The organism is Bradyrhizobium sp. USDA 4369 (genome assembly GCF_054056435.1).
The window spans coordinates 7,531,652-7,557,440 of record NZ_JBSRYH010000001.1 but is presented as its reverse complement, the minus strand read 5'-3'; the positions used below and the strand labels follow the sequence as shown (position 1 = coordinate 7,557,440).

Here is a 25,789-nt window from a genome sequence, read left to right as displayed (position 1 = left end):
TAGCCCAACGCGTTCAACGGATCTTCGTTGCCGCCGTCGCGGTGGACCGATTGTCGCGCGACCTTGGTCTAACGCGGGAGCCGATGCCGGACATCGGCATCGGCTAGCCTTGCATCCTGTTATCGGCAGGGGTGGCGGCGCCCGTCCTTGCCAAGATAGGTGCCCGAGCCCGGATCATAGGACCGGTAGCGCTGCGCGCAGGAGACCTGGGACTCGCTCGCCTGCGCGCGGCTGTTGGCAATGGCGCCGCCGATGATCGCACCGGCTGCGAGGCCGCCAAGCACGGCGGCGCCGGAGCCGTGGTGATGATGCCGGTAGCCGTATTGATAGCCGTGGCGGCGACCGAGGCCGGGATGCCAATCATGTCCGCCGCGCCAATGGCGGTATTGCACCTGCTGCAGGCCGTCGACGGTCCGGGCGGCCGCGGCCGGATCGTTCGGCAGCAGAGGGGCCGCCGCCAATGGGGTCACGGCAGAGATTGTGATGGCGCCGATGGCGGCGATCGTCAAAAGTTTGCGCAGTTGCATCTGCGTGCTCCTTTCTGATCTTCAGATATTGGGAGCAACGTTCCGCCACAACTGCCCGTTCCGCGTCATGCTGTCGCCGTATCGATGGCGCAAGGTCGCATCTCGGTCACAACGTCGCAGCGGTCTCTGGGGAGGCCGCTGCCGATCCGGCCTCGCCACCGGCTCGACCAAACGCGCGCTTCGCTAATCGATCAACGCATCGAGCAGCGCATCCGGGCATTCCGCCATCATCGTATGTCCCGCACCGGGCAATATGATCGTGCGCGATTGCGCAATCGCCGCGGCGAGCGCCATGCCGGCCTTGACCGGCGTCATCATGTCCTTGTCGCCGAGGATGAGGCGGGTCGGCACCTTGATCTTGGCGGCCGATGTGAGAGCGTCCTGATAGTTGTTGCAGGCGGCGAGATCGTTGAACAGGACGCCGGGCGCGCAGCGCTCCAGGGTCGCCTGCGCGCCGCCATGCATCCACAGCCCGGGCGCGCGGCTGCCGCCGAGCTCGGCCGCAAAGCCGAGGCCCCAGATCGAGACCATGTCGATGGCGGCGTGATCATTGGCCTCCGCCGCCTTCAGGAGATCAGGCCCGACCGTCATGGTGGCCGCGGTGCCGATCAGGCTCAGCGCGGAGACGCGCTCCGGATGGCGTGCCGCCGCATCCAGCGCGATCAGCGAGCCCATCGAATGGCCGATCAGATGCGCACGCCCGGCGCTCACCGCCTGCAGCAGCGCACTGATCCAGTCGGCCATCGCGGCAATGGTCGGCAGCGCCGGTCCGGCGGAGCGGCCATGGCCGGGCAGGTCGGGCGCCAGCACCGCAAAGCCGTGATGGGCGAACCAGCGGCTGTGCAGCGCCCAAACCGAATGGTCGAAGCCGGCGCCATGCACGAAGACGACGGCAGGCAAAGCCGGCGCGAAAGCGCGGCCGCCGGTCGCGACGAAGACCTCGCGGTCATCAATGGACAGCTGCATCGCTCACACCTTTTGCGAGGCGCGCAGCGCCTGTCCGAGATCGTCGATGATGTCTGATGCCGCCTCGATGCCGACCGACAGCCGGATCAACTCCTCGCCGATGCCGGCCGCCGCGAGCTGCGCGGCGTCCATCTGCTGATGCGTGGTCGAGGCGGGATGGATCACCAAGGTCTTGGCGTCGCCGACATTGGCGAGATGGCTGATCAGCTTCAGGCTTTCGATGAATTTGCGTCCCGCAGGCCGTCCGCCCTTGATGCCGAACGAGATGATCGAGCCGGCGCCGCGCGGCAACAGCTGCTTTGCCAGCGCATGATCCGGGTGGGTCTCCAGCGAAGGATGCAGCACCCAGTCGACCGCCTTGTTGGCCGTCAACGCCGCCAGCACCGCGCTGGTGTTCGCGACATGGCGCTCCATGCGCAGATGCAGGGTCTCGACGCCCTGCAACAGATGAAATGCGTTGGTCGGCGACAGGCAGGCGCCGAAATCGCGCAGGCCCTCGGTGCGTGCGCGCATGATGAAGGCGGCCGGGCCGAACTGCTCGTCGAACACGATGCCGTGGTAGCCGGCATAGGGCTCGGTGATCTCAGGAAACTTGCCGGACGCACGCCAGTCGAACCGGCCGCCATCGACGATGGCGCCGCCGATGGCGATGCCGTGGCCGCCGAGCCATTTGGTCGCCGAATGCATCACGATATCGGCGCCTTGCGCGATCGGCTGGCTGAGATAGGGCGTCGCGAAGGTATTGTCGATCAGGAGCGGGATGCCCGCTTGATGCGCGATGGCTGAGATCCTGGGAATGTCCAGCACCTCGAGGCCGGGATTGCCGAGCGTCTCGCCGATGATGAGCTTGGTATTCGGCTGGATCGCGGCGCGGAAGCCGTCATGGTCGCGCGGCTTGACGAAGCGCGTCGTGATGCCGAAGCGCGGCAGCGTGTGGGCGAGCAAATTGATGGTGCCGCCATAGAGCGAGGACGAGGCGACGATGTGATCGCCGGCATTGAGCAGGGTCGCGATGGCGAGATGCAGCGCGGCCTGGCCGCTCGCGGTGCAGACCGCGCCGACGCCGCCTTCGAGTGCGGCCAGCCGCTCCTCGAGCACCGCCGTGGTCGGGTTGGAGATGCGGGTATAGATGTGGCCGGCGCGTTCGAGATTGAACAGCGCGGCCGCGTGTTCGGTATCGTCGAACACGTAGGACGTGGTCTGATAGATCGGCACCGCGCGGGCGCCGGTCGCGGGATCCGGGTGCTGGCCCGCATGCAGGCTCAGGGTCTCGAAGGCGGGCGGTTTCGGCGGCGGCATGCGGGACAGGCTCTCTTCAAACGACCGGTCGCATCTTCTGCCACAGATTTTAGCGGCCGTCAGGGGCGGCGCGTGAACGCCGCCCCGAGGTCGTCAGCCGCCAAATTGCTTCGGAAACAGGCCGGATGCCGCGATCTCGGAGATCGCCAGCCGCGGGCTCGGCTTCTCGCGCTCCTTGAGCATGGCGGGCAGATGGGCGCCATCGCCCTTGCGGCCGACGGCGATCGCGATTTCGACCGCGACGTCATCCGGCACGCCCAGCGCCTGCTGCGCGGCAGCGACATCGAAGCCGCTCATGCCATGGGTGGCCCAGCCCGACACGGCGGCCTGGTTGGCGAAATTGGCCCAGGCGGCGCCGGCATCGAACGAATGGGTGCGCGACGGCGCCGGCTCGGTCTTGCCGGGGGCGATGAAGGTCTTCTTGGACAACACATAGACCAGCGCAGCCGCGCTCTGCGCCCAGCCGCGGTTGAACTCGATCAGCGGTCCCAGGAAGGCGTCGAATGCGGCCGTGCCGCGCAGCGCATAGAGGAAGCGCCAGGGCTGCGAATTGTAGGCGGAGGGGGCCCACCGCGCAGCCTCGATGAAGGTCAGCAGCTGCGCCTCGGGAATGGCCTCGTCGGTGAAGCCGCGGGGCGACCAGCGATCGACGAAGATGCGGTGCGCCGGGTGCTCGGTGGCGCGATCGGTCGGGGGTGGAAGATGGGCAGTCATGGGGGCTCCTTCGTTCAGGCTCGTCATCGGGCCTCGTGCGCCGCTTCGCTGCAGAGCACAATCCTCGACCTTTCTCTGGCTCACGGCGCCTTCGGAGTCCAGATCGTCAACGCAGATGTGTTCACCTTCACCGGCAGCACGCTTTCGGCGAGAAAGGCGTCGGCGATCTTCTGCTGTTCGGACAGACCTGCGGCCGTGACCGCCCCCACCTGGTAGGAGCGGTGGCTGTTGGCCTCTTCGACCGTGGCGGCATCGATCCCCCACAGCGCCGCCAACTGGCTGGCCGCCGCGGCCGGATTGGCCTTCACCCATTTGCCGGTCTCGACGAGCTTGCCGTAGATGACATTGAGCGCGTCGCCATGCTTGGCGGCATAATCGGCCGAGGCGAGATAATAACGCTTGTAGCTGGCAAGCCCATCGCTGCCGTCAGCGAGCACGCGCGCGCCGGACTGGCGGATGGTGCTGGTCAGGAACGGATCCCAGGCGACCCAGGCATCGACATTGTTGCTGACGAAGGCGGTGCGGCCATCGGCGGGCGGCAGATAGGCCGGCGTGATGTCCTTGAAGCTCAGCCCCGCTTTGGCGAGCGCGGCCAGCAGCAGATAATGGCTGCCGGCGCCCTTGGTCGCCGCGATCTTCTTTCCCTTGAGGTCGGTCAAGGTCTTGATGGGCGATGCTGTCGCCACCAGGATGGCCTGTGCCGCGGGCGAGGGGGTCTCCTCCGCGACATAAGCGAGCTTGGCGCCGGCGGCCTGGGCAAACACCGGCACCGTGTCGGCGACATCGGCGCCGACATCGATGCTGCCGATATTGATCGCTTCCAGCAGCGGCAGGCCGCTGGAGAATTCATGCCAGGACAGCTTGATGTCGAGCGGCGCCAGGGCCTTTTCCAGCTCGCCATTGCTCTTGAGCAGCGCGATCAGGGTGGAGGACTTCTGATAGCCGATCCGCAGCGTCTCGGCGGCGTCAGCGCGCGATGCGGCGAACGCGCCGAGCAGGGCCGCCGCGATCAGCAGAAGGCTGCGGCGGGTCCGGTTCAACGCGCCCGGGCGGCGTCCGCGGCCGCGAAATGAGGGTGTCATCAGCCAATCTCCTGAAAGCGATGCATGCAATCTGGCCGGATCATTCGCAGGATCGCGGGCTGCACGCAATTTTGCAGATCGGCTGAGTTGGAGATGGATATTCCTCATTTGGCGCCGCCTGGGGGAAATCCGTTCTTTGCCGCCGACCGTGATCGCGCCAGGCAGCCGTCCTTGAGCTCGCGACGCGCGGCGCGTCCGAGAGCTGTCTGCCGTTCGTCCCTCTCCTGGAAGAGGGCACCAGGAAGGCCGGGCATCGACTGACGCCCATGGCCCGCGTGCAAAAAGCAAAGCACGCGGCGGTCACCACAGGATCAGCCGGCATCCGGCCTTCCCTGCGCAATGGGCTTACGGCTTATACGCGCTCTCCCCGGTGCGCCGGGCTGTCTGGCCACCGTAGTCGACGCGATGCGCATGCATCGTCGCCAACGTGATACTAGCGTCGGAGTATCAGGACCACGCGACTTCGCCGTCCGGCTCCCATCGTTCGTCCGCATGCGTGACGCACGCTGCGACGAGACCCGGCCATCGCATCCCACCCAACGTTTCGTGACGTTCGCGAAAGCGCCCCTCGATCGGGCGGGATGCGGGTATACAATCATGATTTCGGTAAAAGAGAAACAAGAATATTTTCCGCCGCGGGACTGGACAGGGCAAATCAGCTTGAAATGGCTTCCGAATTTGGTTTTTCGGCACATGCGCTTGGCGGGCGACATCTCCTGCGTAGCGTCCCCACCTCATTCGGGAAGACGCCCGTGAATAAGCAAGATCTCTGCGACCGAGGCAGCGGCGCCCGCATTCAACCCACCACGGACGTGGGTTACTGGAATTTGTGCAGCGCGGGGCAAGTTCGCCTAAGAGTTGGACCAGTTCCAATGCCTTAGCCAAGGGCTCATCATCTTCGGCCTCCCAAACCGAGGAGCGTGATATGCAAGATCGAGAGAACGCTATCCGGACGACCGGCAAGTACATGCCTTGGAATAAGGGCAAGCTGACGGGGGCGAAGCCTCCACTTCGGCCCAAACATGTTTGGTCCATTCGAACAAGGCTCCAGATCGAAGGTCGTGTCCGAGACCTCGCGATGTTCAATCTGGCGATCGACAGCAAGCTCCGTGGCTGCGATGTCGTGGCGATCAAAGTCGAAGATGTCGCCGCAGGCGGATACACTGCGGATCGCGCAACCGTACGCCAGAAGAAGACCGGTCGACCGGTCCGATTTGAATTGACCGAACAGACTCGTCAGGCGGTCGATGAGTATCTGAAGGCCACCAACAAGAAACCTGGCGAGTTCTTGTTCGCAGGCCGTGGTGGTCCGCAAAAAAGCATCACCACACGCCAATACGCGCGCCTGGTATCGGACTGGATCGGCAGTGTCGGGCTTGATCCGAGGCTATATGGGACGCACTCGCTGCGACGCACCAAAGCGACCCTGATTTATCGGCGCACTGGAAATCTCAGAGCGGTCCAGCTTCTGCTCGGCCACACCAAGATCGAAAGCACCGTCAGATATCTGGGCATCGAAGTAGATGACGCCCTGGCAATAGCGGAACAAGTCGACGTCTGAAACACCCGGGCGGAGCGGGCATGCTCCGCCCGAGTTTCGACGTATGAATCGGGCCAGGAGCAGAAGAAGCTTCGCTGGTGGCGGCGCATGGGACAGGCTATCATCACCTCGACATGACCCGGCCCGTTTGCAGCATCCGCTCTGGACTTGTGATCGTCGAAGGGATCATGGGGTCCGGCAAGTCGACGAGCGTACGGCGAATCGCCGATCGTTTGAATGGGTCCGGCATCGCCGCCCTCGGCATCACCGAGGGCGTCAGCCCGCATCCGATCCGCTTCGATTGGGACGAGCCGTGGGCGAACATGCCGCCAACGCAATTGGCGAAATCAGCCGTCGCACGCTGGCGGGCCTACGTCAATTCGGCCTCGATGTCAGAGCGCATCACGGTTGTCGATGGACAACTTTTCCATGGCAATCTGACATCACTGTTCCTGCTTGATGCTGACACTGCCCTGATTCGTGAGTACATTCATCAGGTGGTGACTGCCATCAAGCCATTACGTCCCTTGCTGATCTACTTTCATCAAGATGACGTTGACCGGGCGATCAGAACGGTTGCTGCCGAGCGTGGTGATGCGTGGGTGACATATCAGCTCGACTGGAAACTGGCATCGCCCTATGCCGTCAGGCACGGCCTAGTTGGCCTTGACGGGCTTATTGAGCTGTACCGCAAATATCGCAAGCTCACTGACCGGCTTTACGCAGAGCTGGATATCCCGAAGATCAGCATCGAGAACTCGGGAAGGGAATGGTCGAAATACGAAGCGACCATCGAGACCATTCTGATGAACCCACCCGGGACTGCCGATGTTACGAATTTGAATTGATCACCGGTTTCTTGATCTTGCGGAAAACGCGGTGGGACGGCCAGGTCCGCTTCGGGCCAGTAGCGGAAGGGAAATCAATTCAGTAACCGCTGAAACAACAGTTGACGTTCGGCCGATATTTCAGTATTCACTGAAATATGAAAAAACATGGCGCCCTGGCAGCTCTTGCGGCGCTCGCCCAAGATAATCGTCTCGACATTTTCCGAGTCCTGGTCAAAGCAGGTAAGGACGGGATGTCCGCAGGTAGTATCGCAACCGCGCTCAAGCTTGCGCCAAACACCCTGACCTTCCACCTTGACCGCCTCCGCGACGCCGATCTGGCATCCGTCCGACGCGAGGGTCGCTCGATGGTCTATTCGGCTCGATACGAGACCATGAACGGGCTGCTTGCATTCCTAACTGAGAATTGCTGCCAAGGAAATTCTGATCAGTGCTTCCCGCAAGAAAGCACCAAATCAATCCGCGCTGCCAACCGCCCTAAGGAATCTGTGTGATGAAGCTCTATCTCTTCGAGCACTGCTCGATTTGTTTTCGCGTGCGAATGGCCGCAGCACTGAAGGGTCTGCATCTTCAAGAAGAGGTGCTGCTCGAAGACGACACCGAGACGATGGTCAAGCTGGTGGGGAAGCGCGTTGTGCCAATTCTGGTGAAGGACGACGGTCGGCCGATGTTGGAGAGCATGGACATGGTCGCACATATCGACCGAATTGGTGAGCCGATCCTCGTTGGTCCACAACGGGACGAGCTTGCCGCATGGACCAGTGCTGCCGCAGATAAGGCCGCCCCGCTGACATGGCCACGTTATCCGCTCCTCAATCTGCCGGAGTTTGGCACCATCGCCGCTCATGACCACTATATCGTCCGCAAACGAAGGCAGCTCGGGGAAGATCTGGTCGAGCTGCGCGCGCGGACACGAGAGCTGATCGGTGCGTTGATGTCAGACCTCGAAACCCTCAATGGGATGATCGAGAGACCTTCGGCAGTGAACGGCGAACTATCGTTGGACGACATCCGAGTGTTGCCGCTTCTGCGATCCGCTGCTGTCGTCAAGGGCCTGCGCTTCCCTCGAAAGGTCCAGGATTATTATGAGACTATGATGGACCGTATTGGCTATCGGCCTTTGCCGGTCGCATAGAAGGAACTGCCTATAGAAATCGTGGATCGATGACCCAGTAGGCATTGCTTAGACAGCCTTCACACATCAGGCGAAAGCACCGAAGGTCCCAGACTCCTAAATATGACAGCGTGAGCTTGCCCTAAATTGCGGTTTGTAGCATCCTGACCAGGCGAAGTCCGGTTGGGGTCAACAACGGACGTTGGTTCCGCTCGATCCACATTGCCGCCGCAAGCAATGACCCATGTCCGTGCGTGTTCTTTGCTGACGACACTTCCAAGAACCGCGGCCAACGCGATAGCGCCGCTCGGCTCAACTCGGACATTGTAAAAGCGGTGCAGCGAAGAGGTCGCATCTCGCACAAGTTCATCATGAACTGCGCAGACGTGGACAGAGAGGTCCGTTGTTGGACGCAGGGCAGCCCAATTGCGGCGCGGCATCAAGTCAGCGGCGATCTGGATGCCCCGGCCATCAAGTCCAAGTCGCGTCGCGGCAGCCCGTGGTCCATGCGGTCCGTCCAAGGCAGACGGACCTCACTGAATCCAGACTTTGGCTAGGGATCCAGCAACGCGGTCTCGCCAATCCGTCAGACTCTGTGCAGAGGGGCCCAGCTTCACGACGGAGACGCGTGGATGCGCGGGACGAGCCCGCGCATGACGGAGGACCCGTGAGAGGCCGTTGATCGGAGGCGCGCCGGCTGCAGGATTACCCGGCCTTGCGCCTGTGAGGACGGTTCGCGGTGGTGAGATAGGCGCAGAACATGTCGGCCATCGTCTCGGCATAGGCTGAGATCTCGGCGCGGCTGCGCGGGGTCTCGGAGAAGTGCTTGCCGACCTGGCTGAGCGTCGCCTTGATCAGGTCGGCGATCCGTGCGCGCTCGGCCTCGCCTGCATGCGGCAGCACTTCGCGCACCAGGGCCAGCATGGCGCGGCGGCCGCTCGCTTGGGCCTGCCGCGCCTCCGGCGCGTCGCGATAGAGCGGGGCGGCGTCGTCGAGCGCGCCGCGGATGGCGGCCTCGTCGCATTCCGATTGCAGGAAAGCATGGACCAGCGCGCGCAGCCGCACCAGCGGCGGGCGGCTCGCATCCTCCAGGATGCCGTGCAGCAGGCGGGTCGTCTGCTGCCACTCGTCGCTCTGCAGCCGGAACAGGATGGCGGCCTTGTTGGGGAAGTACTGATACAGCGAGCCGACGCTGACGCCTGCCTTCTCGGCGACGCGCGCGGTCGTGAAACGCTGCGCGCCGTCCCTCGTCAAAACCTGAACAGCGGCCTCCAGGATGGCTGCGACGAGATCGGTCGAGCGTGCCTGTTGTGGCTGTTTTCTCGCGGAAATCGAGGCTTTTCGACGAGGAGCCATGCGGCGTTCCGGAATGCGATTAGCGAACGCGAATGATTATTCGTATTTTGACCAGGACGCAATGAGCCACCAACGACCTGGAGATGATCATGCTCACATTGACCACCCCGCCGCTCGCACCGCTGCTCGATCGACTGTTCGCCGACGCCGCGCTGGCGCGGCCGGAGACGAGCCCGATCTTCGCCGGCATGGCCGAACGCGGCGAAGCGCTGATGCGCAGCAAGTCCGGCCATGTCGAGCTCTATACGCAACTGAAGGATTTCCCGCTGCCGGTCTCGCGCGAGACCGGCGTGCTGCTCTACATGCTGGCGCGCAGCTTCGAGGCGCGCACGGTCGTCGAGTTCGGAACCTCGTTCGGGATCTCGACGCTGTTCCTGGCCGCGGCGCTGCGCGACAATGGCGGCGGCCGGCTGATCACCACCGAGTTCGAGCCGTCGAAGATCGCCCGTGCCCGGCACCATCTCGCCGAAGCGGGCCTGCTCGATCTCGTCGAGATCCGCCAGGGCGACGCGCTGCAGACGCTCGGCGCCGATCTGCCCGAGGCGATCGATCTCGTGCTGCTCGACGGCGCCAAGCCGCTCTATCGCGACATTCTCGATCGGCTCGAGAGCAAGCTCCGCGCCGGTGCGTTCATCGTGGCTGACAATGCGGACCACTGCCCCGACTATCTCGCTTATGTCCGCGCTCCGGCGAACGGCTACCTGTCGGTGCCGTTCGGCGATGAGGTCGAGCTGTCGATGAGCATCAGGTGATCCGCGCGCGCCGGGCCCTGGCTCACCGGCGGGGCGACGATCTCGCGGAAATGTGCGGCGATATCGGCGCGCTGCGCCACCCAGACCTGATCGCCCAGCCGCGCCAGCATCGCCAGGATGGCTCCGACCGCCGCAAACCGCGCCGGCCGGCCGGAGATGCGCAAGTGAAAGCCGATCGTCAGCATCGACGCCGCGCCGCGGTCGGACTCGGCGAGCAGCGTGCGCAAGGCGGCCCCGACATAGTCGGAAAAATCATCGGGTTGCACGAAGCCGTTCGGATGGAAGAACTTCATGTCGTTGGTGTCGAAGCCATAAGGCAGCACCAGCAGCGGCCGGTTCGCGGCGGATGTCCAATAGGGCAGGTCGTCGTCGAGCGCGTTGGAATCGTAGGTGAAGCCGAACTCGCCGAGCAGGTCGCGTGTCCAGGGGCTCTGGCTGCCGCGGGTCATGAAGCCGACCGGCGTCACGCCGGTCGCGCGCGCAATGGTGTCGCGGGTGCGGGCGATGTCGCGGCGCTCGGTGGTGGCGTCGGCATAGAGCGCGTGCGGCAGCCAGCGCCAGCCATGCACGGCCGGCTCATGGCCGGCCTCGACCGCGATGCGCGCCAGATCCGGCACGCGCTCGACGGCGCGGCCGCACATCATCAGCGTCGCCGGCATGCGCTGCGCGGCAAAGGCGTCGAGGAAGCGCCACAGGCCGACCCGCATGCCATAGTCGAACACCTGCTCCTGCACGAGATCGCGCATGCCGGACGGCAGGGTCGGCTGCACCTCGCCATAGCGCTCGGTGTCGGCGTCGCCCTGCTCGACGGCGAGCTCGGCACCTTCCTCGAAATTGATCACCAGCGACACCGCCACGCGGGCGCCGTTCGGCCAGAGGATGTCGGGGCGCTGGCGGCCATAGCCGCGCAGATCACGCATGATGGTCATGAAGAGCTCTTTCCGAAGCTGCGGCTGAGTCCGCCCAGCGCCTCCGCGCTGACAAGTCCGATGAGGGTGAGCACCACGATGACGCCGGAGACGGCGGCGACGCGGACGTCGAGGCTGCCTTCGAGGATGGCCCACAGCTTGATCGGCAGGACCTCCGTGCGGGCATCCGCTAGGAACAGCGACACCGGCACATTGTCGAAGGAGGACAGGAAGGCGACCAGGCTGCCGGCGACGATGCCGCGGCGGATCAGCGGCAAGGTGATGCGGCGAAAGGTGTACCAGCGGCTGGCGCCGAGGCTCAGCGAGCAGGTGACCAGCACGGGATCGAGCTGCTGCACGGCGGCGCCGACCATGCGGATCACGAACGGCACGCAGACGATGGTGTGGCCGAGCACCAAGGTGGCAAAGGACAGCCTGATGCCGATCACGTTGAACACCAGCAGCAGCGCGAGGCTGAAGGCCATCGCGGGCAGCACCATCGGCGACATGAACAGCGCATCGAGCAGGCGCGCGCTCCGCGACCGGTTGCGGGCCAGCGCCAGCGCCGCCGCGCTGCCGAGCACGGCCGAGAACAATGTCGTCCACAGCGCCACCTTCAGGCTGGTCAGGGCCGGCGCAAGCAGCTCGGGCGAGCGGAACAGCTCGACATACCAGCGCGCCGACCAGCTCGGCGGCGGGAATTTCAGCGTCATGCCCGAGGTCAGGGAGATGATCAGGACGACCAGCGTCGGCGCCAGCAACAGCAGCACCGATGCCGCGGCGATCGCGCCGACGACGCCGCCATAGATCCGGTCGGAGAGGTCACGCTGCATCGAGGCCTCGCGTCAGCCGGCGCGACAGCGCGCCGATCGCGGCGACGATGCCGATGACCGCGGCGGTGAAGATCAGGGACAGGGCGGCGGCGAACGGCCAGTCCTGCACGCCCATCGACTGCTGATAGATGTAGCTCGGCATCAGGATGATGCGGCCGCCACCGATCAGCGTCTGGGTGATGAAGGCCGTCGCGGCTGCCGCGAACACCAGGAGGAGGCCCGCGATCGCGCCGGGCAGGGTCAGCGGCAGGATCACGGTGACGAACACGCGGATGCGGCCGGCGCCGAGACCTTCGGCGGCCCGGGCCAGGTTGCCGTCGAGCCGCAGCAGGCTGTTGATCAGGGGCAGCGCCATCAGCGGCAACTGGATCTGGGTCAGCGCCAGCACCAGCCCGCCCCAGCTGTAGAGCAGGCGGGCCGGACTGTCCCACAGGCCGAGCGACAGCATCGCCGAATTGACGATGCCGTCGCGGCCGAGGATGACGATCCAGGCGAAGGTGCGCACCACGGTGCTGGTGAGCAGCGGCAGCAGGATCAGGAAAATGAGGCTGGTGCGGATCAATGGGCCGCTCGCGACATAGACCAGCGCCAGCGGGTAGGCGAGCACGAGCGCGCACAGCGCGACCTCGAGGCCGAGCATCACGGTGTCCGCCAGCACGCGCAGGCTGAACGGGTCACCGAGAAAGCGCAGATATTGCGCCGGCGACAGCTCGGCAAAAGCGGGCGTGCGGAACAGGCTGATCGCGACCAGCGCGACCAGCGGCAGGACGAAGGCAGCGAGAAACACCAGCGCCAGCGGCAGCGCCGGCGCGAGCTCTCCGGTGGGACGCGGTGTCGACATGCTGAACGCTAGATCTTGACGTCCTTGTTGAAGCGCGTGATCCATTCGCCGCGCATGTGCTGGAACTTCGTCCAGTCGAGCAGCACGTTGTTGGCGATGAGGTCGTCGACGCTCTTGGCCACCGTCAGATTGGCGCCGGTCAGCGCCACGTTCTTGTTGGTCGGCATCATCACCCAGGGCGCGGCCTCGATGCCCTTCTGGGCGTCGGCCGACATCACCGTGTCGAGATAATCGAGCACGAGCTTCGGATCCTGGTTGTTCTTCACGATCTGCGCGCTGGAGCGGATGATGACCGCGCCCGATTTCGGCTTGGCGAAGGCGATATCGACGCCCTTGGCGGCGAGCAGCGCGACATTGTTCCAGAAATTGAAGGCGATATCGATCTCGCCCTGCTGGAACAAAGCGGCGAGCGCGCCGGGCGAAGCGGCGATGGCGCCGACATTGGGCAACAGCTTCTTGATCGCCGCGAAGGCCGGCTCCAGATTGGTCTCCGAGCCGCCATTCAGCTTGGCGATCTCGACCATGAAGGCGGTGCCGAGGCTCGAGCCCATGCCGGTGATGCCGACGCGGCCTTTATATTCCGGCTTCCACAGATCCTCCCACGAGGTCGGCGGCGTCGTGATCTTCTTCGGATTATAGGCAATGCCGATCAGCTGCACGGTGATGACCGGCGCGTAGCCGTCGGGATGGCGGAACGGCTGCGGGATCTGCGCGAAGCTCTTGGACGCTTCCGTCGGGAATTTCTCGATCACGCCGCTGGCGATGGCCGGGATCAGCGGACCCTCGTCGAACAGCACGACGTCGAAGGGCGGGGCGTTGCGCGACGCCTGGATCTTGCCGATCTGGTCGACGCCGAGCAGCGGCGTGAAGGCGACGTCGGCGCCGGTCGCCTTCTGGAAGGCCGGGCCCATCACCGCGCGGAACGCCTCGTCGAAGCTGCCGGGGTAGGTGGTGGCGACGATCGAAGTGGCGGCGCGGGCGCGCGAGGACGCCATGATATGTGGCGCGGCGAGGGCCGCGGCGGCGGTGGCGAGCAGGCGTCGGCGGGACAGGATCATCGTGAAACTCCTCATGCTCTTGCGATGGATGGCGAGGCAGTATTGGCCTCGAAGACGTGGACCTTGCTGATGTCCTGAATCACGAGCCATGCGGCGTCGCCCGGCCGGCCCGACCAGGCGGCGCGGGACTGGCTGACCTTGATGGCTTCGCCCGAGGCGGTGACGCAGTCGATCACGCTGAACGCCCCGAGCGGCATCACCACGCGGATCGTCACGGCGATCGTGCGCGGCTGCGCGTCCGACACCAGGGCCAGGTTCTCGGGCCGGATCGAGACCATGATGTCGCGGTGCGCAGGCGGCGGTTCGGCGCCGCACAGAGCGAGCGCGCAGCCGGCATCGAGCGCGACCGTGCCGGGCTGCGCCGATGTCCGTCCCTTCAGGAAATTGGCGTGGCCGATGAAGCCGTTGACGAACAGGCTCGCAGGCGCGTCGTAGAGCGCATCGGGCGTGTCGATCTGCTCGATCCGCCCCTTGTTGAGCACGACGATGCGGTCGGCCATCGACAGCGCCTCTTCCTGATCATGCGTGACCATGATCGACGTGACGCCGCAGCTCTTGAGCAGGCTCTTGATCTCGATCTGCATGTCGAGCCGCAGGTTCTTGTCGAGCGCGGAGAACGGCTCGTCGAGCAGCACCAGCACGGGATCGATGGCGAGCGCGCGCGCCAGCGCGACGCGCTGCTGCTGGCCGCCGGAGAGCTGGCGCGGGAAGCGATCGCCGAACGACGTCATCTGCACCCGCGCCAGCATCTCGGCGACGCGCTGCTTGACCATGGCGCCGGGCGACTTTCGCGCGCGCAGGCCGTAGGCGACGTTCTCGGCGACGGTGAGGTGGGGGAACAACGCGTAGTTCTGAAACACCATGCCGATGCGGCGGCGATTGGCGGGCGTGCGGTCGATGCGCACGCCGTCGAAGCTGACGGCGCCGCGGCTCGGCTGCAGGAAGCCGGCGATGATCTGCAGCAGCGTGGTCTTGCCGCAGCCGGACGGGCCCAGCAGGGCGATCAGCTCGCCGCGCGCCACCGCCAGATCGATGCCGTCGAGCGCGACCGTGGCGCCGAAGCTGTGGCCGACGCTCTGCAGCGCCAACGCGCAGCCGCGCGCCTCCGTCCGGGCCTCGGCTTCTCTCGTCGTTGCGCTGCTCAACATGCATGGCTCTCCGTCGCGCCAGAGGTCAGCAAGCGCCGTGCCATTATCGTTGCTGGCGCAAGCGATTGTAAAGACTGTAAAACATTTTTGGCGCCAAAAATTGGCGACAATTTATGTTACATTTTGTCTACGAAATGGGCGGCGCCTGGTGAAAGAAGCGGCAATGTGGCTGCTTTCAATCTCGCCGGCTTCGGCTAAAAAGGACGGCATGATCAAGACTCGCGGCAAAGCCGATCGCGTTGCGCAGAAGACCCCGGCCCGGAGCAAGGTCCGGCGCCGGCCGGCGCCGCGGCCGGAGCCCGAGCCGGTCGATCCGCGGCGGATGGATGACGATCCGGTCGTGCAGGGCATTCTCACGGCGATCAGCCAGAAGCGGCTGAAGCCGGGGACCAAGCTCGGCGAGGACCGGCTGGCGCGCGCGCTCGGCACCACGCGCATCCACATCCGCCAGGCGCTGGCGCATCTCGCCTCGCGCAAGATCGTGGTGCAGTTTCCGAACCGCGGCGCCTTCGTCTACCGGCCGACCTGGGAGGAGGCGCGCGAGATGTTCGCTGCGCGGCGCGTCATCGAGGCGGCGACGGTGGCAGCCGCCATCGACCGGCTCGACAAACCGGGCAAGGCGCTGCTGAAGGCGCATATGGCGCGCGAGGCGGCCGATGATCGCAGCGACCGCTGGGCCTCGCTGTCGCTGACCGCGGAATTCCACATCCTGATCGCGCAGCTCGCCGGCAACCACGTGCTGCTCGACATGGCCCGCGAGCTGATCCTGCGCACGTCCCTGGCGATCGCGACATTCGAGCAGCCCGGCGCGCCCGACTGCTCGCCGGATTCGCACCCCGACATCGGCGAGCTGGTGCTGGCGCGTGACAAGGCCGCGGCGGTGGCCGCCATGACGCATCATCTCGATGACATCGAGCGCCGCATCCAGCCGCGGCAGGGTGACGGCGAGGTCGATGAGCTGACGGAGATCTTCAAGGATCTCGGCGTCAGGCCGGCTGCGCGCCATGACAGCTGAGCACGTCGGCACGCACGCGATGATCTCGCCCCTGCCGCGCATCCTGCTGATCAATCCCAACAGCTCGGCCGCGACCACCGCGATGATGGTGGCGATCGCCGCCGCCTGCTGTGACGGGCGGGCCGAGATTGTCGGCGCGACCGCGACACGGGCGCCGGCCATGATCGTCGACGGCGCGGCGCTGGCCGCATCCGCCGACGAGGTGGTCGAGATCGCGCGGGCGCAGGGCGATGGCTGCGACGGCATCATTGTCGCTGCATTCGGCGATCCCGGCGCCGCCGAGATCCGCAGCTTCTGGCCGCGCCCGGTGATCGGGATCGGCGAAGCCTCGATGCGCGAGGCCGCGCGAGAAGGGCGGCGCTTCGGGATCGCCACCGTGACGCCGGCACTGGTTACGAGCATCGCGGCGCTGGCCGGGCAGCTCGGGCTGGCGGCGCAATTCACGGGCACGCGGCTGACGGCGGGCGATCCGGCGGCCCTCGCGGCTGATCCCGAGCGGCTGGAGTCGGCGCTTGCGGCGGCGGCGCGCGCCTGCATCGCGGAGGATGGCGCTTCGGCCGTGATCATCGGCGGCGGGCCGCTGGCGCAGGCCGCCGACCGCCTGCAGCCGCAATTCGAGGTGCCGATCATCAAGCCGATCGCGGCGGCGGTGACGCAGCTGCTGCAGCGGCTCGGCGCCTGATCTGCGCCTGATCCGAAGGCGTTCATCCCACCCATGAGGCCATGAGGCGCTGCGATCTGATCGCCGTGGCGCTGGCTCGCGCGCGGGCAGGGTGCGGCTCATTATTTCGGCACGAGTAATAAATTTTACGCTTTAAAGATATGACGTAATGAAACAGATTTTCTGCGCCGGTGACCATCAAGCGAATGCCCGCGACGCGGCGCGTTCATGCGAGGAGGAGCCAACGTGAGTAGCGGTTTCATCGAGGCGCATGGCCTCTGGAGCGACGAGCAGAAGGCGGCCGCAAGCGAGGCGCTCGCGGCGGTTAAGGAGACGGGCCTGCGCTGCATCCGCGTCTCCGTCGCCGATCCCCAGGGCAAGCTGCGCAGCAAGACGCTCATGCCCGCACCGTTCCATGCCGCGCTGAAGAACGGCATCGAGTTCACCAATGCGCAATATGGCTTCGATTCCGCCGAAGGCATCGCCTACAATCCGTTCGTCGATGGCGGCGGCTTCGGCATGGCCGAGATGGCCGGCTTCGCCAACGTCATCCTGGTGCCCGATCCCACCACCTTCCGCGTGCTGCCCTGGTCGCCCGGCACCGGCTGGGTGCTCGGCGATCTCTACTTCCGCGACGGCCGTCCGGTGCCGTTCGATGCGCGCCACAAATTGAAGGCCGCGCTCGCCGAGCTTAGGCGCGAGAAATACACCTTCATCACGGGCCTGGAGATCGAGTTTTACGTCACGAAGGTGATCGATCCCAAGCTCGCGCCGGAGGATATGGGCACGCTCGGCCTGCCGCCGACGCCGCCGCTCGTCGAAGCCGCAGCGCGCGGCTTCTCCTACCAGGTCGAGGACAATCTCGACCGCATGGACGACTTCATCTGCACGCTCGCCGATCATTGCGTGGCGCTGAACCTGCCGCTGCGCACGATGGAGAACGAGATGGGGCCGGGCCAGCTCGAATTCACCTTCGACGTCCAGACCGGCTTGAAGACCGCCGACACGATGTCGCTGTTTCGATCCATGGTGAAGCAGGTCGCGACCCGCATGGGCCTGCATGCGACCTTCATGACCCGGCCCGGCCTGCCGAACTACGTCGCCAGCGGCTGGCACCTGCATCAGAGCCTCGCCACCGCCGACGGCCGCAATGCCTTCGCCTCCGAGCCCGGCTCGGGCGAGCTGCTGTCCGAGGTCGGCCGCCACTTCGTCGGCGGCCTGCTCGAACATGCCGCGGCCGCCTCGGTGTTCACGACGCCGACCGTCAATGGCTATCGCCGCCGCAAGCCGAACTCGCTGGCGCCGGACCGCGCCACCTGGGGCTATGACAACCGCGCCGCGATGATCCGGGTGCAGGGCATGCCCGGCGAGCCGTCGGCGCATATCGAGAACCGCGTCGGCGAGCCCGGCGCCAACCCGTATCTCTACATCGCCTCGCAGGCGCTGGCGGGACTCGACGGCCTGCGCCGCAAGCTCGATCCCGGTCCGCTGGAGACAAGCCCCTACACGGCGACGCATCGCCCGCTGCTGCCGACCAACCTGATGGAGGCGCTCGAAGCGCTGAAGGGAAGCAGCTACTTCCGCGCCCAGCTCGGCGACGTCTTCGTCGACTGGCTGCTCGGCATGAAGCAGAGCGAGGTGAACCGCTTCCTCGCCGCCGAGCCGAATTGGCAGGCGACGCCGGACGACGTCACCGCCTGGGAGCACCGCGAATATTTCACGCGCTACTGACCGTGGCGCAGGACGCGGGCAACGACCGCCTGCGTCCTGCCGGCTTCGAGGAGACCGCATGAGCCATTCACCCGAACTGCCGCTCGACATGCTGGTGCAGGAGCATCGCGTGCATCGCTCGCTCTACACCGACGAGGCGATCTTCGCCGCCGAGATGAACCGCGTGTTCGGCGGCACCTGGACCTTCATCGCGCATGAGAGCGAGCTGCCGGCGCCGCACAGCTTCGTCCGCCGCAAGCTCGGCCTGCGGCCAGTCATCGTCAGCCGCGACCGCGACGGCGCGCTGCACGTGCTGCTCAACCGCTGCACCCATCGCGGCGCCACCGTCTGCCGCCAGGACGAGGGCACGGCGCGGCGCTTCACCTGTCCCTATCACAACTGGTCGTTCGACAGCGCGGGCGCGCTGGTCGGCGTGCCGATCGAGGAGGGCTACGGCCCCGGCTTCGACAAGGCGGCGCTCGGCCTCGGCCGCGCGCGGGTCGCGAGCTACCGCGGCTTCATCTTCGCGACGTTGAACCGGGAGATGCCGGACCTCGTCACGCATCTCGGGCCGGCCGCGCAGCTGATCGACGAATGGCTCGACCGCTGGCCCGGCGCGACCTTGAAATTGCAGCGCGGCACGCATCGCATGATCTGCCTCGGCAATTGGAAGCTGGTCTACGACAATTCCGCCGACGGCTATCATCCGGGCTTCTCGCACATGTCGCTCTTACGCATGCGCAAGGACCGGTACGGCGCCGGCGTCGACATGCAGTGGACGATCGGCAATGTCGATCACGGTCTGCAGACGGTCGCCGATGTCGGCAACGGCCACACCTTCATCGACCAACGCGCCGAGATCAAACGCTATTGGGAGCAGGCGGCGCCGATGCCCGGCGAGACTCGCTACGAGCAGGCGATCCGGGCCAAGCTCGGCGCCAAAGCGGACGCCGCGCTCGACGTTGTGATGGGCTCGGGCATGAACCTCAACATCTTCCCGAACCTTTTGATCATCGGCAACCAGATCCAGGTCATCGAGCCGCAGAAGGTCGATCTGACGCATCTGACCTGGTATGCGACCGCGCTCGAGGCGCCGGACCTGCCCGACGAGGTCAACGCGCTCAGGATGCGGCTGCAGGAGGATTTTCCGAGCTTCGGCGAGCCGGATGATCTCGCCAATTTCGAGGAGTGCCAGGCCGGCCTGTCGATCCCCGAGATGGAATGGGTTCTGACCAATCGCCATCTCGGCACCGGCAAGGAGTATATCGGCCCGAAGGGCATGCTGACCGGACCGGTGACCGACGACCTGCCGCTGCGCGCGTTCTGGCGCGCGTGGAAGCGCCTGATGACGTCCACGACACGATTGGCCGCCGCATGACCCCGCTCGATCTCGAAATGAAGATGGCCTTGGATGATGGCTTCACGCTCAAGGACATTCTGCGCGACAGCCTGGAATCGACCTATGTCGATGATGCCTATTACGCGCGGTTGCGCCGCGATCTCGACGAATGGCAGGCGATCGGCACGCCGCTCACCGAGGCCGAGCGGCAGCGTTACGAGGCGCTGATCCTGCACGAGCACTGGCTGCTCGACCGCCGCGCCTTCGAGCGCTGGTATCAGCTCTACTCGCGGCAATGCCTGTACTGGGTGCCGGCGGCCGGCGACATGCCCGATGCCGCGAGAGGCGATCCGCAGCGCCAGGTGACGATCGCCTTCGACGACCGGCGGCGGATGGGCGATCGCATCGTCTGGCTGCGCACGGGCGTCGCGTCGTCGCAGCTGCCGCCGTCCTACACTAGCCATCTGAATGCCGGCTTCGTGCGCATCGCGACCGCCGCGGACGGCGAGGTCAAGATTCGCTCGCAATTCATCGTGCACGAGATGCGCGCCGGTCATGTCGTGCAGACGCTGACCGGCTGGATGGGTCACGTTCTGCGCGAGGAGGACGGCCGGCTCAAGATCGACCGCAAGCTGGTGGCGCTGCTCGATGCCGCCAGAAGCCAGCACAACATGACGTTCCTGCTCTGAGTCGTCCCGTTGCGGCGCGTCACTTTTGCGACAACGCGATTCATGCTAGCTGCGTGGTGATGATCATCGCCATGCCCCTCCGATCGCAGGACCGTTCGTCGTGAGCGCGCCGCTCCCGAGCGAGGGCACCGTGGCCGAGCGCATCCGCGTGGTGCGCAACCATCTGGCGCCGGCGGAGCTCGCGGTCGCCAAGGTCATCCTGGAGAACTACCCGACCGGCGGCCTGGTGCCGATCATCCAGCTCGCCACCGCCGCCGAGGTCAGCGCGCCGACGGTGCTGCGGCTGGTCGGCAAGCTCGGCTTCGACGGCTATGGCGCATTTCACGAGACGCTGCGCGCCGAGATCCACCAGCGCATCTTCTCGCCGGTCGATGCCTATCCGGATTCCAAGCGTCAGCCGGCGGCCGAGACGCCGGCCGCGCGGGCGCAGGCGGCCTATGTCGACTGCATCCGCTCGACCTTCTCGCATCTCGATGCGAAGGAGCTGAAGGCGGCGGTATCAGCGCTCGCTGATGTCGCACGGCCGGTGCTGGTAATGGGCGGCCGGATCAGCGCGATCCTCGCGACGCAGCTGGCGACCTATCTCTCGATGCTGCGCAAGGACGTCACCCACATCGCCTCCGACGGCACCGAGCGCATCTCGGCGCTCGTCGACCTCAAGCCCAGGACGGTCGTGGTGCTGTTCGATTTCCGGCACTACCAGCAGAGCACGCTCGATTGGGGCCTGGAGGCGGCCAAGCGCCGCGCGCATCTGATCCTGGTCACCGACCAGTTCCTGTCGCCGCTGGCCTCGCACGCGACGACGCTGCTGACCAGCAGCACGAAAGGGCTGGAGCCGTTCGATTCGATGGCGGGCGGGTTCGTGCTCACCGAGCTCCTGATCTCCGAGGTCGCGCGCGCGCTCGGCTCGCCGGCGCGCAAGCGGCTCGGCGAATTCCTCGCCCTGCAGCAGGCCGACGAGCAGGGCTCGCCGGGCATGACGCCGATCCAGAAGGGCCTGCGCGAGAAGTAGGGCCGGCTGAGCAGGCGCGACTGCCGCCCTCACCGCCGGGGCGGCCTCCGCGCGCAAGAGCGCCGTGAGGCCACATCTGATTCTACGTCATGGCCGGGCTTGTCCCGGCCATCCACGTCGGCGTGCGTGGCAAGGCGTGGATGCCCGGGACATGACGAGAAACTCATTGTCAGATCATTTGCCGCATAAGCCAACGATCATCATCTCAGCGTGTCCGACATTCACGGTCGATAGCTGGCCGCCGGATGCGGCGAGGCGAGGCGGGCGCGGCCGGGGCCGAACATCTTTTCGCGCAGCGTGCCCGGCTGGTAGGCCTGCTTGTAGCGGCCGCGCTTCGTCAGTTCCGGCACCAGCATGTCGGCGACATCGGCAAAGCTCTCCGGCGAGAGCGCAAAGGCGAGGTTCAGGCCGTCGACACCGGTCTGCTCGACCCATTGCTCGATGGCGTCGGCGACCTTCGCAGGCCCGCCGACGAAGACCGGGCCGATGCCGCCGATGCCGACATGCTCGGCCACCTCGCGGACGGTCCAGACCCGGTCCGGGTCGGCGCGTGTGACGTTGTCCATCGCGCTACGGCCGGCGTCGTTGAGGACGTGTCGGACCTGCTGGTCGAGCTCGTAGGTCGAGAAGTCGACGCCGGTCCAGCCCGACATCAGGGTCAGCGAGGCCTCGTGATCGATATAGCGGCGATAATCGGCGAACTTCGCTTCGGCTTCCGCGTCGGTCTCGCCGAGCACGACGGTGGCGATGCTGAAAATCACGATGTCGTTGCCCGCGCGGCCGGCCTCGACCGCCGCCTGGCGGATCGCGGCGACGCGCGGTGCGATGATCTTGGCCGAGGGGCCGGACATGAACACGCATTCGGCATGGCGGCCGGCGAACACGCGGCCGCGCGGCGAGGTGCCGGCCTGGTACAGCACCGGCGTCCGCTGCGGCGACGGCTCGCACAGATGGATGGCGTCGAGCTGATAGGTCTCGCCCTGGTGGCTGACGCGGTGGACTTTTGCGGGATCGGTGAAGATTCCGCTGGCGCGGTCGCGCTTGACGGCATCGTCCTCCCAGCTGCCCTCCCACAGCTTGTAGACCACCTCCATATATTCGTCGGCGACGTCGTAGCGGTCGTCATGCGCGGTCTGACGCACCTTGCCCATGCCGCGCGCAGCACTGTCGAGATAGCCGGTGACAATGTTCCAGCCGATGCGGCCCTGAGTCAGATGATCGAGCGTCGACATACGGCGCGCGAACGGGTAGGGCGGCTCATAGGACAAAGTGCAGGTGACGCCGAAGCCGAGATGCCCAGTCACCGCGGCCATCGCCGAGACCAGCATCATCGGATCGTTGACCGCCACCTGGATGGCGTGGCGCAAGGCTGCGTCCGGGGTGCCGCCATAGACGTCGTAGACGCCGAGCACGTCGGCGAGAAACAGCCCGTCGAAGCGGCCGCGCTCCAGGGTCTTGGCGAGGTCGATCCAATAGGGCAGGCGGTTATAGTCAGAGGAGCGGTCACGCGGATGCCGCCACAGGCCGGGCGACTGGTGCCCGACGCAGTTCATCGCAAACGCATTCAACCGGATGTCCGCAGCCATGATGGTCCCTCGATCGTGTCGTGAAGACAGATGGCACGCTTGTGCTGGCGTTTTCAATCGCGCGCATGCGCAGGGCCGCTTGCGAGCCGCGCGCAGGCTTGGCTATGGTCCAGATGCGATCAAGCGTGCCGCGACGCAACGACGGCACGCGACGGGCCATTCGCCCGTACAGTCGGGAGGACGAGATTGATGCAGATCCGGATGATGGCGCTGGCTGCGGTTGCGTTGGGTTCGTCGGCCCTGGCATCGGCCCATGCCGAGGATTTCAAGGCGAGCTGCGCCGCGCTGGGGCAAGGCTTCTCGGGCAGCGGCCGCGTCGTCACGGCGGAGTTCGTCGCCGCTGGCGGTGTGCAGCTGGCGCCGCCGGCGTCCGCGGGCGTCACCAGTCCCGCGCCGGATCACTGCCTTATCCGCGGCAAGATCAATGAGCGCACCGGCATCGACGGCAAGCCCTACGCGATCGGCTACGAACTGCGATTGCCCGCGACGTGGAATGGCAAATTCGTCTTCCAGGGCGGTGGCGGCGTCGATGGCGTGTTGCGGCCCGCACTCGGCCTCGTCACCGGTGCGACGCCGCCGAACGGGCTGTCCAACGGCTATGCCGTAGCTTCCACCGATTCCGGACATTTGGAGGAGCCGGGGCCGCTTGGGCCGTATCTGTTCGGGCTCGATCCGCAGGCGCGGCGCGACAAGGGTTACAGCTCGATTCCGCCGGTGGCCGAAGCCGCCAAGGCCGCGACCGAGAAGCTCTACGGCACCGCGCCGCGTCGCTCCTATTTCGCGGGATGTTCCAATGGCGGTCGCCAGGCGATGGCGGTGACGCAGCGCTTTCCGAAACTATTCGACGGCGTGATCGCCGGGGCCCCGGCCTATCGCGTGCCGCTCGCCGGCATCGACGTGATCGTCCAGGAGCAGGCGCTGCTGGCAATCGCGCCGCCCGGCCCGGACGGCAAGGCCGATGTCGGCAGTGCGCTGACCGACGAGGATCTGCAGCTGGCGGCCGATGGCGTGATCGCGGCGTGCGACGGTGCCGACGGCGCCAAGGATGGCATGGTGCAGGACGTCATGGCGTGCCGCTTCGATCCGGCCGTGCTCGCCTGCAAGGAGGGCGACAGCGCGCAATGCCTGTCCGCGCCGAAGCTGAAGGCCATCAAGTTGATGTTCGATGGCAGCCGCAATGCGATGGGCGGGTTGATCTATGCACGCTGGCCCTATGATCCCGGCCTCGCCGCGCCGGGCTGGCGCGCCTGGAAGCTCGGCACGCCCAAATCCAGCCCGCCGAATGCGCGCAATCTGACGCTGATCGCCGGCGGAGTGCCCTATGATTTCATGAGCCCGCCGGAGACGCCGGAGGATCTCGTCGCCTGGGTGCTCAATTTCGATCTCGACCGCGATACGCGGAAGGTGATGAAGGGCGCCGGCGGCTTCGACGCCGGCATGGAATATGAGGCGGCGATTTCGACCGATCTCGACGCCTTCAAATCCAAGGGCGGCAAGATGCTGTTCTATCATGGCACAGCCGATCCGATATTCTCGGCGTTCGACACGATCGACTATGTCGGCCAGCTCAGGACAAAATATGCCGACGCCGACGGCTTCGCGCGGCTGTTCCTGGTTCCCGGCATGAACCATTGCGGCGGCGGACCTGCGACCGATCAGTTCGACCTGCTGACGGCGCTCGACCGATGGGTGGAGGGCACAGCCGCAGCGCCGGACGCGATCCGCGCCACCGCACGGCGTGCACCCGACGTGCCGTGGCCGGGCCGCACGCGCGATCTCTGCGCGTTCCCGAAGGTGCTGGCCTACAAAGGCAGCGGCAGCCTGGAGGATGCGGCCAATTTCGAATGCCGCTGACCAGATCGTGCGTGCTGCCTGAGCCGCGTGCACGATCGCTTGATGGGCCGTTGACGCGGCGTGCCGGAGCCCCGATCTACCGGCCAGCGCCGGCCTCCCTCCGCAACGTTGCGGCGTCCCATCAGCCCTCACGCCGTTCCTCATGGTTGCCGTCAAGACGCGAGCCTTCACCATTTTGTGCGAGTTCGAGCATGCTCAGACGGAGCTGATCGGGAAGTGCGTAGCGTTGAGCGATGGCAAGGCGGGAACCGTGGAGCAGGTCTATCTCGACGAACTGCACGGTCTGCGCATCACCATCAGCGGCCATGACGGCCGCTGGCCGGTGTCGACCATCAAGTTTGCCGAGCGCTGAGCGGCTGCGCCGGTCCGTTGGGCGACGGCTTGCTGTCGACGCATCTCGGCCGTCACAACGGCCCGGTTCCCATCCAGCTGCAGGCCGACCAGGGCGTCATTGTCGCGCTTGCATGACGTGCCTCAACGCCGCTTGCGCTGCTGCTTCAGCCGCGAGAAGCCCTGGATCAGCCGCCGCAGCTCGGGATGGTGGACGCGGCGCGCGGCTTCCGAAGCCGGCAGCCAAACCAGCTTGCGCTGGCCGCGCTCGGGAAAGCGTCCGTGCTGCTTCGTCACCTGCAGTGGATAGAGCCTGACCTCGCACGCGATCTTGCGCTTGCCCTTGCGCTTATTGTGTCTGAAGCGACCGAGCGCCTGGCGGCCAATCTTGCCGCGCAGCCCGGCCTCCTCATAGGCCTCGATCGCGGCCACCCGGTGCGCGCGTTTGCGCAGCATCGGTGATCCCTTCGGCACCGACCATCGTCGCTTCCGGCGCGTGGTGATCAGCAGGATGCTCAGCTCTGCAGCCTCGATACGAAAGGGCAGGGCGGCGAATTGCTTGTGCTTCATGGGACCCCCTCTTGCTGCGGCTTGAACCGGGCGGCTG

At 65.9% G+C, this 25,789-nt stretch carries 26 protein-coding genes; 13 read left to right on the top strand and 13 right to left on the bottom strand.

What is annotated here, in order from left to right:
* Nucleotides 1-119 precede the first annotated feature (119 nt).
* From ACVIJ6_RS34365 to ACVIJ6_RS34345, 5 genes are all read right to left on the bottom strand, one after another.
* Nucleotides 120-527: a BA14K family protein gene (locus tag ACVIJ6_RS34365; protein ID WP_456776363.1), complete on the bottom strand. Its 408-nt coding sequence runs from the start codon at nucleotides 525-527 to the stop codon at nucleotides 120-122.
* 183 nt (nucleotides 528-710) lie between these two features.
* Complete coding sequence (locus ACVIJ6_RS34360) at nucleotides 711-1,493, bottom strand: alpha/beta fold hydrolase (RefSeq protein ID WP_456776362.1); 783 nt, start codon at nucleotides 1,491-1,493, stop codon at nucleotides 711-713.
* 3 nt (nucleotides 1,494-1,496) lie between these two features.
* Nucleotides 1,497-2,792: an O-acetylhomoserine aminocarboxypropyltransferase gene (locus ACVIJ6_RS34355; protein WP_456776361.1), complete on the bottom strand. Its 1,296-nt coding sequence runs from the start codon at nucleotides 2,790-2,792 to the stop codon at nucleotides 1,497-1,499.
* A gap of 93 nt (nucleotides 2,793-2,885) precedes the next feature.
* On the bottom strand, nucleotides 2,886-3,506 hold the full coding sequence (locus tag ACVIJ6_RS34350; protein WP_456776360.1) for a nitroreductase family protein: 621 nt from the start codon (nucleotides 3,504-3,506) through the stop codon (nucleotides 2,886-2,888).
* A gap of 80 nt (nucleotides 3,507-3,586) precedes the next feature.
* Nucleotides 3,587-4,588 carry an aliphatic sulfonate ABC transporter substrate-binding protein gene (locus ACVIJ6_RS34345; protein ID WP_456776359.1) on the bottom strand — a complete coding sequence of 334 codons (1,002 nt, stop codon included), beginning with the start codon at nucleotides 4,586-4,588 and terminating at the stop codon, nucleotides 3,587-3,589.
* Between the two features lie 925 nt (nucleotides 4,589-5,513).
* Between ACVIJ6_RS34345 and ACVIJ6_RS34340 the strand changes: the two genes are divergently transcribed.
* The 4 genes from ACVIJ6_RS34340 to grxB all read left to right on the top strand — a co-directional run bounded on the left by ACVIJ6_RS34340 (nucleotide 5,514) and on the right by grxB (nucleotide 8,111).
* Nucleotides 5,514-6,149, top strand: coding sequence for a tyrosine-type recombinase/integrase (locus tag ACVIJ6_RS34340; protein WP_456776358.1), 636 nt, complete (start codon nucleotides 5,514-5,516; stop codon nucleotides 6,147-6,149).
* Nucleotides 6,150-6,226: 77 nt separating this feature from the next.
* Nucleotides 6,227-6,976 (top strand): hypothetical protein, encoded by a 750-nt coding sequence (locus tag ACVIJ6_RS34335; RefSeq protein ID WP_456776357.1) that lies wholly within the window; start codon nucleotides 6,227-6,229, stop codon nucleotides 6,974-6,976.
* Nucleotides 6,977-7,113: 137 nt separating this feature from the next.
* Complete coding sequence (locus ACVIJ6_RS34330) at nucleotides 7,114-7,470, top strand: ArsR/SmtB family transcription factor (RefSeq protein WP_456776356.1); 357 nt, start codon at nucleotides 7,114-7,116, stop codon at nucleotides 7,468-7,470.
* On the top strand, nucleotides 7,470-8,111 hold the full coding sequence (grxB, locus tag ACVIJ6_RS34325; protein WP_456776355.1) for a glutaredoxin 2: 642 nt from the start codon (nucleotides 7,470-7,472) through the stop codon (nucleotides 8,109-8,111). Before ACVIJ6_RS34330 ends, grxB begins: the two co-directional genes overlap by 1 nt.
* Before the next feature lie 684 nt (nucleotides 8,112-8,795).
* On the opposite strand, the gene ACVIJ6_RS34320 is transcribed toward grxB, so the two are convergent.
* Nucleotides 8,796-9,446, bottom strand: coding sequence for a TetR family transcriptional regulator (locus tag ACVIJ6_RS34320; protein ID WP_456776354.1), 651 nt, complete (start codon nucleotides 9,444-9,446; stop codon nucleotides 8,796-8,798).
* A gap of 89 nt (nucleotides 9,447-9,535) precedes the next feature.
* Between ACVIJ6_RS34320 and ACVIJ6_RS34315 the strand changes: the two genes are divergently transcribed.
* Nucleotides 9,536-10,198: an O-methyltransferase gene (locus tag ACVIJ6_RS34315; RefSeq protein WP_456776353.1), complete on the top strand. Its 663-nt coding sequence runs from the start codon at nucleotides 9,536-9,538 to the stop codon at nucleotides 10,196-10,198.
* On the opposite strand, the gene ACVIJ6_RS34310 is transcribed toward ACVIJ6_RS34315, so the two are convergent.
* From ACVIJ6_RS34310 to ACVIJ6_RS34290, 5 genes are read right to left on the bottom strand one after another with little or no spacing between them, the layout of a single operon-like run.
* Nucleotides 10,144-11,127, bottom strand: coding sequence for a polysaccharide deacetylase family protein (locus tag ACVIJ6_RS34310; protein ID WP_456776352.1), 984 nt, complete (start codon nucleotides 11,125-11,127; stop codon nucleotides 10,144-10,146). The two genes, ACVIJ6_RS34315 and ACVIJ6_RS34310, sit on opposite strands and share 55 nt — an antisense overlap.
* Nucleotides 11,124-11,939 carry an ABC transporter permease gene (locus ACVIJ6_RS34305; RefSeq protein ID WP_456776351.1) on the bottom strand — a complete coding sequence of 272 codons (816 nt, stop codon included), beginning with the start codon at nucleotides 11,937-11,939 and terminating at the stop codon, nucleotides 11,124-11,126. Before ACVIJ6_RS34305 ends, ACVIJ6_RS34310 begins: the two co-directional genes overlap by 4 nt.
* On the bottom strand, nucleotides 11,929-12,780 hold the full coding sequence (locus ACVIJ6_RS34300; RefSeq protein ID WP_456776350.1) for an ABC transporter permease: 852 nt from the start codon (nucleotides 12,778-12,780) through the stop codon (nucleotides 11,929-11,931). Before ACVIJ6_RS34300 ends, ACVIJ6_RS34305 begins: the two co-directional genes overlap by 11 nt.
* Before the next feature lie 8 nt (nucleotides 12,781-12,788).
* Complete coding sequence (locus ACVIJ6_RS34295; protein WP_456776349.1) at nucleotides 12,789-13,838, bottom strand: ABC transporter substrate-binding protein; 1,050 nt, start codon at nucleotides 13,836-13,838, stop codon at nucleotides 12,789-12,791.
* 11 nt (nucleotides 13,839-13,849) lie between these two features.
* Nucleotides 13,850-14,986, bottom strand: coding sequence for an ABC transporter ATP-binding protein (locus ACVIJ6_RS34290; protein ID WP_456776348.1), 1,137 nt, complete (start codon nucleotides 14,984-14,986; stop codon nucleotides 13,850-13,852).
* Between the two features lie 208 nt (nucleotides 14,987-15,194).
* Here ACVIJ6_RS34290 and ACVIJ6_RS34285 point away from each other — a divergent pair, with 208 nt between their 5' ends.
* The 6 genes from ACVIJ6_RS34285 to ACVIJ6_RS34260 all read left to right on the top strand — a co-directional run bounded on the left by ACVIJ6_RS34285 (nucleotide 15,195) and on the right by ACVIJ6_RS34260 (nucleotide 21,412).
* Nucleotides 15,195-16,001: a GntR family transcriptional regulator gene (locus ACVIJ6_RS34285; RefSeq protein WP_456776347.1), complete on the top strand. Its 807-nt coding sequence runs from the start codon at nucleotides 15,195-15,197 to the stop codon at nucleotides 15,999-16,001.
* The gene (locus ACVIJ6_RS34280; RefSeq protein ID WP_456776346.1) at nucleotides 15,991-16,683 is read left to right on the top strand and encodes an aspartate/glutamate racemase family protein; all 693 of its coding nucleotides are present in this window, start codon (nucleotides 15,991-15,993) and stop codon (nucleotides 16,681-16,683) included. The genes ACVIJ6_RS34285 and ACVIJ6_RS34280 overlap by 11 nt, the downstream gene beginning before the upstream one ends.
* A 207-nt stretch (nucleotides 16,684-16,890) precedes the next feature.
* Entirely contained in the window at nucleotides 16,891-18,393 is a 1,503-nt protein-coding gene (locus ACVIJ6_RS34275) for a glutamine synthetase family protein (RefSeq protein ID WP_456776345.1), read from the top strand.
* Between the two features lie 58 nt (nucleotides 18,394-18,451).
* Complete coding sequence (locus tag ACVIJ6_RS34270) at nucleotides 18,452-19,750, top strand: aromatic ring-hydroxylating oxygenase subunit alpha (protein WP_456776344.1); 1,299 nt, start codon at nucleotides 18,452-18,454, stop codon at nucleotides 19,748-19,750.
* A complete protein-coding gene (locus ACVIJ6_RS34265) occupies nucleotides 19,747-20,400 on the top strand; it encodes an aromatic-ring-hydroxylating dioxygenase subunit beta (protein ID WP_456776343.1) in 654 nt (217 codons plus the stop codon). Before ACVIJ6_RS34270 ends, ACVIJ6_RS34265 begins: the two co-directional genes overlap by 4 nt.
* Nucleotides 20,401-20,500: 100 nt before the next feature.
* Nucleotides 20,501-21,412, top strand: a complete 912-nt coding sequence (locus tag ACVIJ6_RS34260) for a MurR/RpiR family transcriptional regulator (protein WP_456776342.1) — start codon at nucleotides 20,501-20,503, stop codon at nucleotides 21,410-21,412.
* Between the two features lie 221 nt (nucleotides 21,413-21,633).
* On the opposite strand, the gene ACVIJ6_RS34255 is transcribed toward ACVIJ6_RS34260, so the two are convergent.
* The gene (locus ACVIJ6_RS34255) at nucleotides 21,634-22,998 is read right to left on the bottom strand and encodes an LLM class flavin-dependent oxidoreductase (RefSeq protein WP_456776341.1); all 1,365 of its coding nucleotides are present in this window, start codon (nucleotides 22,996-22,998) and stop codon (nucleotides 21,634-21,636) included.
* A 189-nt stretch (nucleotides 22,999-23,187) separates the two neighbouring features.
* Between ACVIJ6_RS34255 and ACVIJ6_RS34250 the strand changes: the two genes are divergently transcribed.
* Together ACVIJ6_RS34250 and ACVIJ6_RS34245 are read left to right on the top strand one after the other, a co-directional pair.
* Entirely contained in the window at nucleotides 23,188-24,852 is a 1,665-nt protein-coding gene (locus ACVIJ6_RS34250) for a tannase/feruloyl esterase family alpha/beta hydrolase (RefSeq protein ID WP_456776340.1), read from the top strand.
* 142 nt (nucleotides 24,853-24,994) lie between these two features.
* Nucleotides 24,995-25,204, top strand: coding sequence for a PRC-barrel domain containing protein (locus ACVIJ6_RS34245; RefSeq protein ID WP_456776339.1), 210 nt, complete (start codon nucleotides 24,995-24,997; stop codon nucleotides 25,202-25,204).
* A 122-nt stretch (nucleotides 25,205-25,326) separates the two neighbouring features.
* Here ACVIJ6_RS34245 and ACVIJ6_RS34240 read toward each other — a convergent pair whose 3' ends face one another.
* Entirely contained in the window at nucleotides 25,327-25,752 is a 426-nt protein-coding gene (locus ACVIJ6_RS34240) for an NUDIX hydrolase (RefSeq protein WP_456776338.1), read from the bottom strand.
* Nucleotides 25,753-25,789 lie beyond the last annotated feature (37 nt).